Annotated in this window: 14 protein-coding genes; 5 read left to right on the top strand and 9 right to left on the bottom strand. The window is 59.1% G+C overall.

Annotated features, from left to right (window positions below; translation table 11 throughout):
- Nucleotides 1-19: 19 nt before the first annotated feature.
- The 4 genes from CAL20_RS20540 to CAL20_RS20555 are packed head-to-tail and all read right to left on the bottom strand — an operon-like array spanning nt 20 to nt 3,522.
- On the bottom strand, nt 20-754 hold the full coding sequence (locus CAL20_RS20540) for a CoA-transferase subunit beta (RefSeq protein WP_094838834.1): 735 nt from the start codon (nt 752-754) through the stop codon (nt 20-22).
- Complete coding sequence (locus CAL20_RS20545) at nt 747-1,580, bottom strand: CoA transferase subunit A (RefSeq protein WP_094838835.1); 834 nt, start codon at nt 1,578-1,580, stop codon at nt 747-749. The genes CAL20_RS20540 and CAL20_RS20545 overlap by 8 nt, the downstream gene beginning before the upstream one ends.
- A gap of 59 nt (nt 1,581-1,639) precedes the next feature.
- Nucleotides 1,640-2,359, bottom strand: coding sequence for an enoyl-CoA hydratase/isomerase family protein (locus CAL20_RS20550; RefSeq protein WP_094838836.1), 720 nt, complete (start codon nt 2,357-2,359; stop codon nt 1,640-1,642).
- Complete coding sequence (locus CAL20_RS20555) at nt 2,356-3,522, bottom strand: CaiB/BaiF CoA transferase family protein (protein ID WP_094822940.1); 1,167 nt, start codon at nt 3,520-3,522, stop codon at nt 2,356-2,358. The genes CAL20_RS20550 and CAL20_RS20555 overlap by 4 nt, the downstream gene beginning before the upstream one ends.
- A 200-nt stretch (nt 3,523-3,722) precedes the next feature.
- Here CAL20_RS20555 and CAL20_RS20560 point away from each other — a divergent pair, with 200 nt between their 5' ends.
- The 3 genes from CAL20_RS20560 to CAL20_RS20570 all read left to right on the top strand — a co-directional run bounded on the left by CAL20_RS20560 (nt 3,723) and on the right by CAL20_RS20570 (nt 6,084).
- Nucleotides 3,723-4,700 (top strand): Bug family tripartite tricarboxylate transporter substrate binding protein, encoded by a 978-nt coding sequence (locus tag CAL20_RS20560; protein WP_094838837.1) that lies wholly within the window; start codon nt 3,723-3,725, stop codon nt 4,698-4,700.
- Nucleotides 4,701-4,875: 175 nt separating this feature from the next.
- Nucleotides 4,876-5,499, top strand: a complete 624-nt coding sequence (locus CAL20_RS20565) for a LysE family translocator (RefSeq protein ID WP_094838838.1) — start codon at nt 4,876-4,878, stop codon at nt 5,497-5,499.
- Nucleotides 5,500-5,535: 36 nt separating this feature from the next.
- Nucleotides 5,536-6,084, top strand: a complete 549-nt coding sequence (locus CAL20_RS20570; protein WP_094838839.1) for an ureidoglycolate lyase — start codon at nt 5,536-5,538, stop codon at nt 6,082-6,084.
- Nucleotides 6,085-6,296: 212 nt separating this feature from the next.
- Here the strand turns inward: CAL20_RS20570 and CAL20_RS20575 are convergent, their stop codons facing one another.
- The 3 genes from CAL20_RS20575 to CAL20_RS20585 all read right to left on the bottom strand — a co-directional run bounded on the left by CAL20_RS20575 (nt 6,297) and on the right by CAL20_RS20585 (nt 10,331).
- A complete protein-coding gene (locus CAL20_RS20575) occupies nt 6,297-8,462 on the bottom strand; it encodes a hybrid sensor histidine kinase/response regulator (RefSeq protein WP_256981663.1) in 2,166 nt (721 codons plus the stop codon).
- Between the two features lie 121 nt (nt 8,463-8,583).
- A complete protein-coding gene (locus tag CAL20_RS20580; protein ID WP_094822944.1) occupies nt 8,584-9,048 on the bottom strand; it encodes a DUF2269 family protein in 465 nt (154 codons plus the stop codon).
- Nucleotides 9,049-9,050: 2 nt separating this feature from the next.
- A complete protein-coding gene (locus tag CAL20_RS20585; RefSeq protein ID WP_094838840.1) occupies nt 9,051-10,331 on the bottom strand; it encodes an NAD(P)H-binding protein in 1,281 nt (426 codons plus the stop codon).
- A gap of 85 nt (nt 10,332-10,416) precedes the next feature.
- On the opposite strand from CAL20_RS20585, the gene CAL20_RS20590 reads away from it, so the two are divergent.
- Entirely contained in the window at nt 10,417-10,914 is a 498-nt protein-coding gene (locus tag CAL20_RS20590) for a hypothetical protein (protein WP_094838841.1), read from the top strand.
- Between the two features lie 65 nt (nt 10,915-10,979).
- Nucleotides 10,980-11,390, top strand: a complete 411-nt coding sequence (locus CAL20_RS20595; protein ID WP_094838842.1) for a VOC family protein — start codon at nt 10,980-10,982, stop codon at nt 11,388-11,390.
- Nucleotides 11,391-11,477: 87 nt separating this feature from the next.
- Here the strand turns inward: CAL20_RS20595 and CAL20_RS20600 are convergent, their stop codons facing one another.
- Together CAL20_RS20600 and CAL20_RS20605 are read right to left on the bottom strand one after the other, a co-directional pair.
- Nucleotides 11,478-12,458, bottom strand: a complete 981-nt coding sequence (locus tag CAL20_RS20600) for a Bug family tripartite tricarboxylate transporter substrate binding protein (RefSeq protein ID WP_179266713.1) — start codon at nt 12,456-12,458, stop codon at nt 11,478-11,480.
- Between the two features lie 41 nt (nt 12,459-12,499).
- Complete coding sequence (locus CAL20_RS20605; protein ID WP_094838843.1) at nt 12,500-13,831, bottom strand: arylsulfatase; 1,332 nt, start codon at nt 13,829-13,831, stop codon at nt 12,500-12,502.
- Between the last annotated feature and the right edge of the window lie 31 nt (nt 13,832-13,862).

A 13,862-nucleotide genomic window follows, 5' to 3' on the forward strand; every position in this document is an offset into this window, starting at 1 on the left:
TTCCCCCGGGGCTCTCGTCTCAGCGCAGCTTCACATTGGCATCGCGTTCAAATGTGCCGTCCGGATCGAGTGTCGCCAACGCTGCACGCTCTGCATCTGTCGGGAAAGGCGTGGGCTCGGCGCCTGTCGCATCGAACTCAAACCCGGTGCGCTCGCGTACCTCGTCGAGGCTGGATTCCGGATGCCAAGACTGCAACGCCAATCTGCCGTCTCGCTTGATAAAGATGGCAATCGGCGTAGCAACGCCGTGAAAGCCTCCCCACGACGTACGAAAATCGAGCTTCTGCACAAAAGTCCGAGTGGAATGCTCGGTGCGCCACGTGCAGGCTCTACGAGCGGTCGGCAGCATGACGGCACCGCCGCCACCACCGGGCAGGCGTACCTTGGGCTGATGCCAATCGCCGATGCAAGAGTTATTGGCGCACCCTTCACCATCGATCTGCGCCGCCCCTAGAAAGGTGAGATCCATCTTGCCGCGCGTGCACAGATCATAGAAATCCTCGTTGGAAAAAATCGATGCGGTATGCGCCGCGAGCTGCGGATCGGAACTCGAGATGGGAATCGAATCGGGCCGCGGATCAACACCGCCCGCGACGTTGATATAAATAAAGTCGAAATCGTAGGCACGCTTGGCCAGCAGGCACGCCAGCATCGGCGGCGTGGAATTCACACCGCTGAAGGTGATTTCATTCGGCCGGATGAATCGCGCCAGGCCCAGCACCACGTGTTCGAACGGGGAAAATGCTTCAGACATGCAGGGTCTCCTTGAGCTCGGGGGCTTCGGCCATGTGGGCCTCCAACGAGCCTTCCTTATTCATGTAGCGTTCGACCGCGGGATAATCGATGTCGTAGTACGGCGTGCAGGAACCCGGCCATGCGCTGCCGGGCAGCACGGTAAACGCCTCCACCATGAAATAAGGCAGCAGCGTCGCCTCTGGCTGATCTTCGAACACGGCAGTTTCCACGAGCCTCTCTGCCACCACCAGTACCGTTCCTGCCGCGCGCGACATGATGCGATCCCAGTGCGCTGTGCCATAGACACGCGCATTACCGAGCCGGTCGACTTCAGAAACCTGCAGCACCGCGAAATCCGGTTTCACGGCGGGAATCAGATAGGTACTGGCGCCGCTGCCATACGGATCATCCAGCAATGTCCAATTATTCAACGCAGGAAGATCGCTGCCGTGCAGGCCACCGCAAGGCATAAAGGGCACACCGAAAGCAGCCGCACGCAGACCTGCAGTCAAGCTGGCGCATGCATGCTCTTCGAGCTTGAGCTGGCCACGTTCGATCGCCTTGCGATACCACGGCGCGAGGCCGAAGTTGCCTTCCATTGCGACGATGCCTGCACGCGCCCGCGAGGCCACGCCCGCGCGGCACAGAATATCGATGTCATACCCTGGGGATTGCTTGATGATCTCCAGATCTCGGCGTTGCTGGCGGATCAGCTCACGCACGAACGCGAATGGACCACGATGCAGAAAGCTGCCGCCCAGCGCCACCGACGCGCCGTCGGAAATCTTGGCAGCCAGCTCGGCCAACGCCATCTGTTTACCGGATTGGTTAAAGCCTGATGTCATTTGTCTCACTCCAGATAGGCCTCGCTGCTCGCCGGCAGCATAGGCAGCAACATGTCCGCCTATGGATTCAAGTAGGCGCGTATACGGCTCTTTAGCCCTGGCGCAGCGGCCGAGCGCACCAGGCTGGCGAGGTCGGCGTCGCTCTCGCTGCCTCCCAGCACTGCGTGCAGCTGTTCACGCGCACTGGAGCTCAGCTCACGTGCGCTGACACGCGCAGCAGCCGCTACCGCGTCCCATTCACTCACCTCGGCCAGCGACGTGGCAAATCCCATCTGCAACGCGGACTCCGCATTAAAGGTACGAGTGTGAATCAGCACGTCATGTGCAGTCTGTGCGCCCACCACGGCCGCAAAACGGCGCGTGCCCAGCACCAGGCCGAACTTCAGTCCAGGCATACGAAAACTCGCGTCCGGTGCCGCCACGCGCAATCGGCACGCACCGAACAGATCCACGCCTGCGCCGAAATTTCTGCCATGAGCCAGCGCCAGGGTGAGCGCGGGCGAGGCTGCGACCTTCTGCAGCAGCTGTTCCAGGCGCACGAACCGCAGCAGCAAATCGCCTTCGCTCTGTTCCTGGTAGCCGCCAAAATCAAAGCCCGCGCTGAAATTCTTGCCGTTGCCCTGAAAAACGATAGCCTCGCTGTGCCGAGCATGTGCCTCGTCAACCGCCTCGATGAGTCCCTCGACCAGTTCAGCCGACAAAGCATTCATCTTTTCGGGCCGTTGCAGCGTGATGCGGCACAGGCCATCCTGATATTTCACATCGACGAGCGCACTCATGACGACACCTTGTCTGCAGTGCGCAGCGCGCCCAGGATTTCGTCGGTGTGTTCTCCCAAGCTGGGCGGACGCATGCGGATAGGCGCGCTTTCGCCGCCGATGCGCACAGGTGCGCCGAATGTCTTGGTCTGCACGCCGTTGGGTAACTCCAGCGGACGTACCCATTCCATGTGTTCGACCTGAGGATCTGTCAGCACCTCTGAATAGCTGTTGATCGGTGCGCACGGCACACCGCGTGCGCGGAACTTCTGCAGCCAATTGGCGCCGTCGTCCTGCACAAAGAGCGCTTCGAGAAATTCGCGCAGCTCGTTCTGGTTGCGTGCGCGCAGCGTCGTATTGGCGTAACGGGGATCCTCGACGAGTTCAGGATGACCGATGATCTCGCACACGGAGCGCCACAGCGCATTGTTGCCCGCAGCCATCCCGAAATATCCGTCACGGCAACGAAATGCCTGGTACGGCGCATTGCGCGGATGCGCAGAGCCCAGTTTCTGTGGGTCTTTGCCGCTGCCAAAATACTCCGAGGTCTGCAGCGCAGCAATGCCGAGCGTCACGCCCAGCATGGCGACGTCCAGATGCGTGCCCTTTCCGGTATTTTCTGCCACGCGCAGTGCAGCCGAAATCGAGGTCGCCGCATACAGCCCGGCCGTGAAATCCGCCAGCGGCACACCGCATTTCACGGGCGCGCCGCCTTGCTCGCCCGTCACGCTCATGATGCCGCTCATGGCCTGAATGGTGAGGTCAAAGCCGCCCTCTTGCGAACGAGGCCCAGTCTGGCCATAGGCAGAGATCGAGCAATAGATGAGACGCGGATTACGAGCCGCCAGGGCCTCGTAGCCCAGACCGAGACGCTCCATCACGCCAGGGCGGTTGTTTTCCAGCAGCACATCAGCCTCGTCGATCAACCGGCGAGCGAGTTCGGCATCGCCGGCATCCTTGAGATTGAGCGTGACCGAGCGCTTGTTTCGATTTAACGATGCGAAGTTTTCGCTATATCCATCACTGAGAGGCGGCCACGACCTGAGGGTGTCGCCGCCGTCCGGATGTTCGATTTTGATGACATCGGCCCCCATATCGGCGAGCAGCATGCCGCAGAACGGTCCTGCGGCCACGTTGCACACCTCGATGACACGCACACCGGCCAATGCTTGCTTGTGATCCATGTTGCCTCTTCGCTTTTCAAATCCTGATTTTCATACATCGAATCCCATAAATAACCTGGGGTGGTCGATCAATACTTGACCAGAATAGCATCACATGCGATTCTTGTTAAGCCAAATTTGGGATTCATATCCTATATATTGGGAAATATAGAAAGGCACATAACTTTGCGCCATAAGAAACACATCGGAGACAAACCACCATGTACAAGACCCTGTTGCTATTGCTCGCCACTGCCATCAGCGGCCCGTTGACGCCCGCCGCCCACGCTGCCGATTGGCCCGATCGCCCTATTCGAATGGTCGTCCCCTACCCGCCCGGCGGCGCCACCGATGTCGCTGCGCGCCTCTACGCGCAGCACATGGGTGATTTCCTCAAGCAGACCGTCGTCGTGGAAAACAAAGCTGGCGCGGGTGGCGAGGTAGGCGCCGAGGCCGTCGCACGCGCCACGCCCGATGGCTACACCGTGCTCATGGGCGCGCTGGGCAGCCTCGCGATCAACGCCTCACTGCTCGACAAACAAAACTACAGTTTCGTAAAGGATTTCAAGGGGGTCTCTGTTGCCATCACCATGCCGATGGCGCTGGCGGTAAACACCAGCGTACCGGCCAACTCCGTACAGGAGCTGATCGCCCTGGCCAAATCGCGCCCCGGCAAACTGTCGATGGGTTCGGCCGGCAACGGCAGCTCGCAGCACATGGCTGGAGAATTGTTCAAGCAGATCACCGGCACCGACATCCTGCACGTCCCCTATCGCGGCAGCGGCCCGGCCGTCACCGATCTGCTCGGCGGTCAGATCGATATGGTGATCGACACGCTGCCTGCGCTGATGCCGCAATTGGCCAGCGGCAAGATCCGTATTCTCGGCGTCACCACCGCCGAACGCGCCCCTGCCCTGCCCGACGTCAAGACCCTCGCCGAACAGGGTGTCCAGGGCTATGCCGTTGCCACGACCTATGCCTTGCTGGCGCCGACAGGCACGCCGCCTCAAGCCATCGAAAAAATGTCGATGGCCATGCAGAAGGCCGGTGCGCTGGCTCAACTGCGCGACGGCGCTGCCAAGCTAGGCGCCAAAGCAACGCCCACGTCACCAGCCGAGACTGACAATGTGATATCCAACGAATTGGAGAAATGGGCCGCTGTCGTGCACCGTTCGGCTACCCGTACTGCGAAAAAATGATCGAGCAGCAAGATCATCATCCGGCGGCAATCAAATCCAGCGCGTGAGTAAAGCGGGCTCCGATGAAGCGGCTTGGCAGGATTTCAGGCAAACAACGCTATAGCAATGGTAAGGTTCCATATGCGCCAAGTGACGCATCGCCGAGCTCCTATCAATCACGCCACGAGTTGGATCCATGGAATATCTATCTCAGTTGTTCACGCTGTCTGGCATCGTTCTGCTGGCCTGCATCAGCCCTGGGCCGGACTTCGTCGCCGTCACGTCGAATGCCTTGAATGATCGGCGATCAGGCGTGTTCGTAGGCCTGGGTATCGCATGTGCGGTAGTCGTGTGGGCGACCTTGGCCATCCTAGGATTCGGATTGCTTATCAAGGAGCTGTTCTGGCTGTATGAAGCCATCCGCTTAGTCGGCGCAGCTTACCTGATCTATCTCGGCACGCGAATGCTGATGGCCTCGTTCAAAGCCAGGAACGGCGAGCCGCGCGTGGACGATGTGCCTCGAATTGGGGCGCAGCAAGCGTGGCGCCAAGGCTTCATGGTCGGCATCACGAATCCAAAGACAGCGACTTTCTTTGCCACCTTGTTCGTCACCGTACTGCCGGTCGGCGCCCCCACATGGGTGTATGTCAGCGTGGTTGCGCTGGTGGGTTTAATAACAGCTGGGTGGCTGGGGTTACTCGCCACGTTTTTTTCCGTGGGACGTGTTCGATCGGTCTATGCACGTATGAGCCGCGTGGTCGATGCAGTGATGGGGGCCGCGCTTGTATGTCTCGGGATTCGCTTGGCCAGCAGCCGCTAGGCAGCGCCGGCCCTGTAGTCGACCGGAGTGCTCTTCATGAACGATCTCGAATCCCTAGATGTGCTGGTGCTGAGCGCAGAGGCATTTATGCCCTACGGCCGGATGCTCGGCAAGCCTTTTGATCCTGAGGGCGACGTTCCAGGATTCACCAACGCTGCCACTGATTTCTGGCATACCCATCTATTCGACCCTGGAGAAGGCGGCCGGACCGAAGTGCTATGGGTCAACTATCGCAGTCAAGCCGATGTAGCAGTGCTTGAGGTACATCGCCTGACGGAACAGGCCATCGTCCCCCTGACTGGCCCGATCATGCACGTGGTCGCCGTCAGCCTAGCCGATGGCAGCCCCGACCTGAGCAGCCTGAAAGCCTTCCGTATCGAACCCGGCCAAGGAATCTGCATGCAGCCCGGCTGTTGGCATGCCTCACGAGTCGAAGCCGGGGAAGTTACATGCCTGATGCTCACTCGGCACTCGACGACACTGGAGTTGATCGAGCATATGACAAGAGGCGCCCCGGCCAGGGAAAGTGCCTTGCAGCCCATTGCACCGCGCCGTTTGATTGAAAACAACAGCACGTCCAAGTAGGCTCGATTAAAGAATCGCAGCGAGATGACAGCCAAGTACTTGACGAAACTGTTGACGTAATTCCGCCGTAGAGATGCGTAATATGAGACTCAACGGAGCATCATAGCAAGGCACTCAAATTATCAAGCCGAGTCCGGGTGCTGCGATTGCGCCAGCGCTATGGCCCCCTGAATAGCTGCACGTGCCGGCAGTGCGCTTTGGAGCCTGACCGATCAACCAGAATGACCACGAAACTCGACGCTGGACAAAAACTCCAGCAATGAATCCAGATCAATCGGTTTCGCCAGATGGGCGTCAAACCCGGCGTCTAACGAGGCTTGACGATCCTCGGTCTGTCCCCAACCGCTGAATGCGAGAATGGTCAGTTGCCTGCCCCATTCCTGCTGGCGGATACGGCGGCAAGCTTCGTGTCCGCTCATCCCGGGCAGTCCGATATCCATCAGAATCACCTCCGGGCGCATTTCTTCAGCAAGTTCGATAGCGCGCGCCCCATCGTATGCGAGGCTTACCTGATGGCCTTCCATCTCCAATAAAACAACCAGAGACTCCACTGCATCTCGGTTATCGTCCACCAGCAGAATACGGCGTGAAACGCTTGGACCTCTGAGCTTGGGTTCCGGCACGGGCGTGTCCTGAGGTGCGGCCACAGGCAGCCGAACCACAAAGGAACTGCCTTTACCCAGCCCACCGCTATACGCCTGCACTGATCCACCGTGCATTTCAACCAATCGTTTAACCAACATCAGACCGATGCCCAAACCACCCTGCGCGCGTTCCAAGGTCCGATCCACCTGAGTGAACATCTCGAATATGTTATCGAGCTGGTCCGGTGGAATTCCCGAACCGTTATCCCGCACGGTGATTTCTACATTGTTGTCTTGCGTGCATGCAATCAGTTCAATATCACCACCGGGCGGCGTGTATTTCGCTGCATTCGATAGCAGATTGCTGAACACCTGAGCCAGGCGTGCCGAGTCGCCCAAAAGCGTGATCGCTGCGGCTGATTGTTCTACCTTCAGGCGATGCCCCAGTCGCTCGATCATGGGGCGACATGATTCGACGGCTTGCTGCAGCACGTTATCCAAGTTGAGCGTCTCTATGCGAAGCTCCATTTTTCCGCGATTGATGCGGTTTATATCCAGCAGATCGTCAACCAGCCTGACCAAGTGCTTGAGCTGGCGCTCCATGCCCTCGCGTGCCCGTTTCGTAGCCCCTGTATCATGCTCCGTCCGTTTTTGGATTTCCAACATGTTGTGCAGCGCGGCGAGCGGATTACGCAGCTCGTGCGCCAAAATGGCCAGAAACTCGTCCTTGTGCTTGCGCTCTTGAATCAGTTCGGACTCCGCCAAATGACGCTCAATGAGTTCCGCCGCCTGTCGTGCCAGGAGGTCGATATAACGCAATGCGTCGGGAGTGGGGCCGCCGCGCTGGCGATAATGGTTGTTCAACATGCCCAGCAGTTGCCCACTGCGGCTAATGAGCGGCGTGCACTGGATTGAGCGAATATCATCCCCACGGACAATCTCGAGCCCCAAGGTACCTTCCAGTTCTTTCAGTTGCTCTATATCTTCTACAACCAATCGCCGAGCCTGCTTGGCCGCCTCTCCGCAACTCGCGTCCCATCCGTCTTGAGCAAAATGCTCTACGAACCGGGCGCTCAGACCTTGGTGCACAGCGATCCGCAAAGTTTTCTTGACTGGATCGAAAATCTGTATGTTTCCCTTGTCCGTTCCCGAGATATCAGCGGCGGCGGCCAGGATTTTTTTCAGCAACGGATCGAGCTCGCCAGGCCCCACCAGCTCTGCGCTCAGTTCCTGCAACCTGGCAAGTGCTCGTACTTCGTTGCGCAGATGCACTGCGGCACCGTCGCGCTCCACCACGATGCTAGTGACCAGCGCACCGAACTCTGTCACACGTTGTTCCCACGCGGTAGGCTCCCTCGCCTCTGAAAAACAGAGGCAGAAAAACCCAACCGTTTTACCTCCTTGTCCGAATGTCGGATGCGCGTAGTACGCCCGGATATCGTTCTCCAGACAAAGCGCACGCCATGTTTTGTCCCATTCCAGTGCGCTTTCGACATCGGCACACACCACGGGACGCCCCTCGTGAACGGCTGTGGCGATAAAGGCCTCGCCAATCGGCAAACCGCGGACCGCCGCGGCAAAACCGGCCGGAAAATGGGATGAGTAGCCATCGTCCATCGCAGTGAGCTCTGCATTGGCCAGCAATACGCAAGCGCGCGTGCCCGGAATCAGCCGACCAGCGGCGAGCGTCAGCGCGTTCAGGCACGTCTTGAGTGATGCCCCCGATGCAACCAGAAGCAGAGCCTGCCGGTGTTCCTCATCCAGAGCTGTAAAACTTTCGAATTTCGATGACACTTGTTTCAATGCGACTCTCGCAGTTTATTCCGGGGACGCGGAATCAATACGATATCATTAGTAAAATTGTTTCACTTTGTCTCACATTGGACCAAGTCGATGCGCTCTAGCACATCGCGATTCAGGCGGGCTTGATCACCATCAAAGCAAAGATGGCGAGGAACGCACCGAGCGCCGGGAAACCCAACACAAACCAGGCTCGGAAGGCGCGGTGAAAATCTGCGGATAGGGGCAATCCATTCGCCGCACTGGCCTGAGCGCTATCGCGCATTCGGATCTGCAAGCGCACCACCGGCAGCCAACAGGCGATCGCCAACGCATATAGCCCCAGTGACCACGCCACCCACGGCGTCGACAGCGGCAGCTGTGTGCGATGTACCAAATACATACCAGTGAGCGGTTGCAGCACTGCCGTTGTCGCCGTGAAGAGCCAGTCAGCCATGACGACAAAGCGCGCCACGCTCGCGACCACCTGTACGTCGCCCTGCCTCACGACGCAAAGCAGATAGAACGCCGTGCCCACGCCGGTGCCGAACAACACAGTAGACGAGAGAATATGCAGCAGTTTGATCCAAACGTAGTCCATGCTCACCTCTTGCGTGCATCGTAGAACCAGAGCAGCACCAACGCGGCCAACATGGGCAGGTTCTTCGAGATGGGGCCGAAAGGATGCAGCCATTGTTCGGGTAAGCGCACCGTGATGATGAGCGTGTATCCCAGGATCAACAGGATCTGTGCCAGCCACAGCCAACGGCGCCGGGGTGCGCTCAACGTGAGTGTCAATACGCCCAGCACGAGGTCCAACATGGCCGCACCGTAAAGTGCGATGGGCGCGAGCACTTCGCTCACACCGACCTCGCGCAACATCGCCAGGCTATGCTTTGCAGGGTAAAGACCGAACGACACGATGGCGGTCCATAGCCAGACCAGCGCAATGCAAAAGCGCAGCGCCGGCACCGTGATTGCCAGCACTGCCTGCGCGTGACGTGCCCGGCTGTCATGCTCGCCGAGGAACTGTTCAGGCGCACGTGCAGGCCGGCCCAACAGACGCTCAAAGGGCTGCGGATCCGCGACGTTGCCTCGTTCCAGCATGATGAGGCTATCGCGGCTCAATAGCCCTCCGCTCACACGCTCGCCAATAGGCGCGACTGCCTTGCACAATGCCATCGACACCGGTATCACATACTGGCGGCCAGCGCTGCCCAGTCCGTCGCGCAACACCTGTAAGTATTCTCGTATGGAAAGCCGCGTCGGTCCGCAGAACGCGATGGTGGCGGGCGCATCCGCGGGCACATCAATGAGCGACACAATTCCCGCGACCAGATCGTCAATATGCACGGGCTGTATCAGTTGCCGCCCGCCGGCAGGCAGCAGCAGTACCGGCATCAAGGCAAGGCGCTCAAACCAGGCTGCGCTGGCGCCGCCTGGCCCGTAAACCAGCGATGGCTGCACGATAAAAGCAGGCCCGGCACGACGACGCAAGGCCTCATCGGCAGCCGCTTTGGTGCGCAAAAAGGCCGTCTCAGCCTGGATGTTGGCGCCTAGCGCAGATATCTGGATCACACGCGTACCACGCGCCGCCTCGAACAACGCCCGTGGAGCGTGAGCGTGCACGGCTTCGAGTTCCTCGGTATTGGCAGAGAACACGCCCACGGCGTTAATCACGCAGTCGACACCATGAAGCCACGGCAGCCAGTCATCGGGGCGGGTCATGTGCGCGAACTGTGCGGGCACGAAGCTTGCTCTGCCTATGTCAGTCTTGACAGCCACGCCGCGCACGGGACAAACCACGTCGTGACCGCGCGCGGTCAAGGCTGCCAGGATATGGCGCCCAATGAAGCCAGATGCGCCGGTCAACAGAATCTTCATGTTTTTCCTCGCGGCAGAGATGGACAGTTCCGCGAGCGTTGTGTCAGCAATCCCCGTTCCCACCATCATAAACGGAGGAGACATCATGTCGAGTTGGCGAACCTCGCTAGCCGAGGGCCTGCGTGCAGGTACTGCCGCCAGCGTAGTCTCTACTGCGGTGCTGATAGCGGGTGGCCGGGCCCATACCGGCCACGCGTTTTCCGCGACCAATGCCACCAGTCACTGGGTATGGGGCAGACCCGCGCTGTACGTCAATGCGCCGTCCATGCGCCATACCGCAATCGGCTACATTGTCCATCACGGCGCATCGATATTTTGGGCGGCGTTACATGCACAGGCGACTGCACACAAGCCCAATGCCGATTCGCCTCGTGCGGTGATGACCAGCGCTATGGTTACGTCTGCCGTCGCCTGCCTGGTCGATTTCTGGCTGACGCCCGCGCGCCTCACGCCAGGCTTCGAGCACAGGCTGCCACGCGCAACGATAGGCGTGGTCTATCTGGCGTTTGGACTCGCGATGGGAATTGGGGCGCTGTGCTGGCGGCGTAGTGCCAAGCACCGAACTAAGAAAGCAGCGCGATAACACTCCTGACTACCCGCTTTTAGCGAGTAAGATTGGCTAATCTGTCTCGCCCCAGGAGGACCACCATGCCGATATTTCAGATTAAGCACTTGGATCATGTCGTCCTCAGAGTCCAGGATATGGCGCGTAGTGTGGACTTTTACACGAAGGTCTTGGGCTGTTCCATCAAGAAAAAGAACGACAAGTACGCCATGATTCATCTTGGTGCCGGCGGGTCCATGATCGATCTGGTCGATGTGAAAGGACCTTTAGGTGCCGCGGGCGGCGCAGCCCCAGAAAAAGAGGGGCGTAATGTCGATCACTTTTGTCTGCGAGTCGATCCCTTCGATGAAACCGCCATCCTCGAGCACCTGCAAGCTTTCGGAATCACCGCGGACAAGGCGGTGATGCGATACGGCGCAGAAGGAAACGGACTTTCAATCTATTGCTTCGATCCCGACGGAAATCAAATCGAGCTGAAGGGACCTGCGATCTAGAGCGAAAATGTCCGCCTCGCAATCATGGGGTGAGTTGATCGCGCTCGGGATATGTGCCATTGGGGATGGCGTGGGTTCAGGGAACGGTTACTGTCCATCCGTCAACTTAACCGCCCCACTATCCAGCAGCTTCTGCCATTTAGCGGTGTCCTCAGCGATAAATTTCTGCAGATCGTCGCGCGAACCGCCGCCTGCAACCATACCTGCGTTATTTACCGCAGCTTGAAACGCCTGCGAGCGCACCGTCTGCTGTAATGCCGCATTCAATTGATCGAGCACCGCCGCATCAATGCCGGGCGATGCCGCAACCGAGAACCACTGGCTGGCGTCATAACCCGCAAACCCCGCCTCTGCCACCGTGGGCACATCAGGCAACGCATCCAATCGCACGCTGGTCGTCACGGCATAAGCCTTGAGCTTGCCCGCCTTGATTTGAGGCAATACCGGCGCAGAGCCCAAAATAGCCAGTGGAATCTGCCCGCCCGCGACATCCGAAACGGCCTGCCCGCCTCCCTTATACGGGATGTGCATGATGTGCGTACCGGCATACTGATTAAGCAACTCACCCGCCAAATGCTGCGACGTGCCGTTACCGGAACTGCCATAGCTCCAACTCTCTGGTCTCTGACGCGCATCCGCCAACACATCACGCAACGCCGGTAACGCACGCTGCGACGGCCCCACGATCACCATCGGCCCTTGAGCCATCAACATCACCGGCGCGAGTTCTTTGCCGATCGCTGGCTGCGGCGTCGGATAGATCAGCGGTCCTGGTACAGTAATCAGGTAGCCATCACCAGCCTTGCTGCGCGCCACCTGCTGCAAGGCAATCGCACCCGAAGCGCCGGGCTTGTTCTCGACCACCACGTTCAAGCCGGTGCGGCTGGCCAGATCCTGCGCTGCCACCCGCGTGAGCACATCTGCCGTGCCACCCGGCACAAAGCCCACCACCCACGTAATCTGTTTGGCAGGCCAAGGCAGCGAAGGCTGCGCGTAGCCTGATAGGGGCATCATCCCGACACAGCCCAGCGCTAGCCACGCGACACCACTACGAATAGCAAACTTCATAATTTCCCCTTGTGATGGCGATGTCCGTCTATGCGGACCGCTCAGTCCCGGTCGGGCCGACCAGGCGTAGTATTGGGATGCTCGGCGCAGGTTTGATTAAACGCCTGCACCATCTTCAGCATGGGACCGAGCACCCAGGTGTTGAATATCAGGATATCGCTTTCTTCCTTGGGATCCTGTTTCAGGTTAAAGAGGTACGGCGACTCGAGTTTTCCCTTGCCCTCATTGACCTCGGGCTCCCAGTAAAAATGCAGTTTCCAATCGCGCCATTTCAGCGCGCGCAAGTCGTTCTTGATGTAGAACAGGAATCCCTCGCGCGCTGAATTCGGCCGCGCGCCGGTGAAAAACTCAGTTTGATCTACACCGTCGATGGGCCGATCCTGCGGCACGCTGGCGCCGCCAATATGCGAGAGCGTGGTAAAGAGATCTGTCACGTGCACCATCTCGTTCGACACCTGACCGGGCGCGACCTTTCCAGGCCAGCGGATAATAAACGGCACACGCAGGCTGCCCTCCATCGCGGTGTGATAGGTGCCGGACCAAGGGCCCGCCGTCCCGCGATAGGGCCTGCGATATTCTGGGCCGTTGTCACTACAGAAAATGAATACCGTGTCGTCGCGCAGGCCGAGCTCATCGACCTCGGCCATGATCTGGCCCACGCGATGATCCATTTCCACCATTGAATCGGCGAAATCGCCCGCTCCAGTGCGGCCGGCGAAATCCGGATGGGGCAGCGTCGGGAAATGCAGATGCACCAACGGCAGGTAAAGGAAGAATGGCCGCGCGTTGCGCGCTTGCTCTCGCATGAAAGTCTGGGCATGTTGCACCAGATCGGCGTCGATGCCGCGGCGGCTATCCAGGTCGTACAGCTTCACATTGGTCGAAGGCTCGCCGGCGCGGCCCTCCATGATGTACGGCAGTTCCGCCACGCTAGGATCAAAACCAATCGAAGACGTGAACTGGCTTTCATCAGTGGTGCGTGGAATTCCATACCAATGATCAAAACCGCGATCAGAGGGATAGCGTCCTGGGATATCGCCCAGATGCCATTTGCCGTAATGGGCGGTGGCATATCCCTGCCCTGACAATTGCTGAGCCAGGGTGATCTCGTCACGTGTCAGTCCTTGCGGCAATCCTGGCGGCACAGATTGCAGACAGCCGGTACGGATCGGATGACGGCCGCTCATCAGCGCCGAGCGGGTAGGTACGCAGTCACTTTCTACGTTGAAGTTCTGCAGCAACAGGCCCTCGGTCGCGAGCCGGTCGATATTGGGTGTAGGCGCGCCCCGCAATGCGCCGCCGCCATAGCAGCCGAGTTCGCCCCATCCAAGGTTGTCGGCGACGATCAGAACGATATTAGGGGAATTCGGCATGGGGATATATCGCAGGGAGTATGGGGTATGC

The organism is Bordetella genomosp. 4 (assembly GCF_002261185.1).
Classification (GTDB): domain Bacteria; phylum Pseudomonadota; class Gammaproteobacteria; order Burkholderiales; family Burkholderiaceae_B; genus Bordetella_A.

Excerpts from the sequence above, each read along its gene's own strand:
- CAL20_RS20540 (WP_094838834.1), bottom strand. The coding sequence starts at position 754 with ATGTCTGAAGCATTTTCCCCGTTCGAACACGTGGTGCTGGGCCTGGCG.
- CAL20_RS20545 (WP_094838835.1), bottom strand. The coding sequence starts at position 1,580 with ATGACATCAGGCTTTAACCAATCCGGTAAACAGATGGCGTTGGCCGAG.
- CAL20_RS20550 (WP_094838836.1), bottom strand. The coding sequence starts at position 2,359 with ATGAGTGCGCTCGTCGATGTGAAATATCAGGATGGCCTGTGCCGCATC.
- CAL20_RS20555 (WP_094822940.1), bottom strand. The coding sequence starts at position 3,522 with ATGGATCACAAGCAAGCATTGGCCGGTGTGCGTGTCATCGAGGTGTGC.
- CAL20_RS20560 (WP_094838837.1), top strand. The coding sequence starts at position 3,723 with ATGTACAAGACCCTGTTGCTATTGCTCGCCACTGCCATCAGCGGCCCG.
- CAL20_RS20565 (WP_094838838.1), top strand. The coding sequence starts at position 4,876 with ATGGAATATCTATCTCAGTTGTTCACGCTGTCTGGCATCGTTCTGCTG.
- CAL20_RS20570 (WP_094838839.1), top strand. The coding sequence starts at position 5,536 with ATGAACGATCTCGAATCCCTAGATGTGCTGGTGCTGAGCGCAGAGGCA.
- CAL20_RS20580 (WP_094822944.1), bottom strand. The coding sequence starts at position 9,048 with ATGGACTACGTTTGGATCAAACTGCTGCATATTCTCTCGTCTACTGTG.
- CAL20_RS20585 (WP_094838840.1), bottom strand. The coding sequence starts at position 10,331 with ATGAAGATTCTGTTGACCGGCGCATCTGGCTTCATTGGGCGCCATATC.
- CAL20_RS20590 (WP_094838841.1), top strand. The coding sequence starts at position 10,417 with ATGTCGAGTTGGCGAACCTCGCTAGCCGAGGGCCTGCGTGCAGGTACT.
- CAL20_RS20595 (WP_094838842.1), top strand. The coding sequence starts at position 10,980 with ATGCCGATATTTCAGATTAAGCACTTGGATCATGTCGTCCTCAGAGTC.
- CAL20_RS20600 (WP_179266713.1), bottom strand. The coding sequence starts at position 12,458 with ATGAAGTTTGCTATTCGTAGTGGTGTCGCGTGGCTAGCGCTGGGCTGT.
- CAL20_RS20605 (WP_094838843.1), bottom strand. The coding sequence starts at position 13,831 with ATGCCGAATTCCCCTAATATCGTTCTGATCGTCGCCGACAACCTTGGA.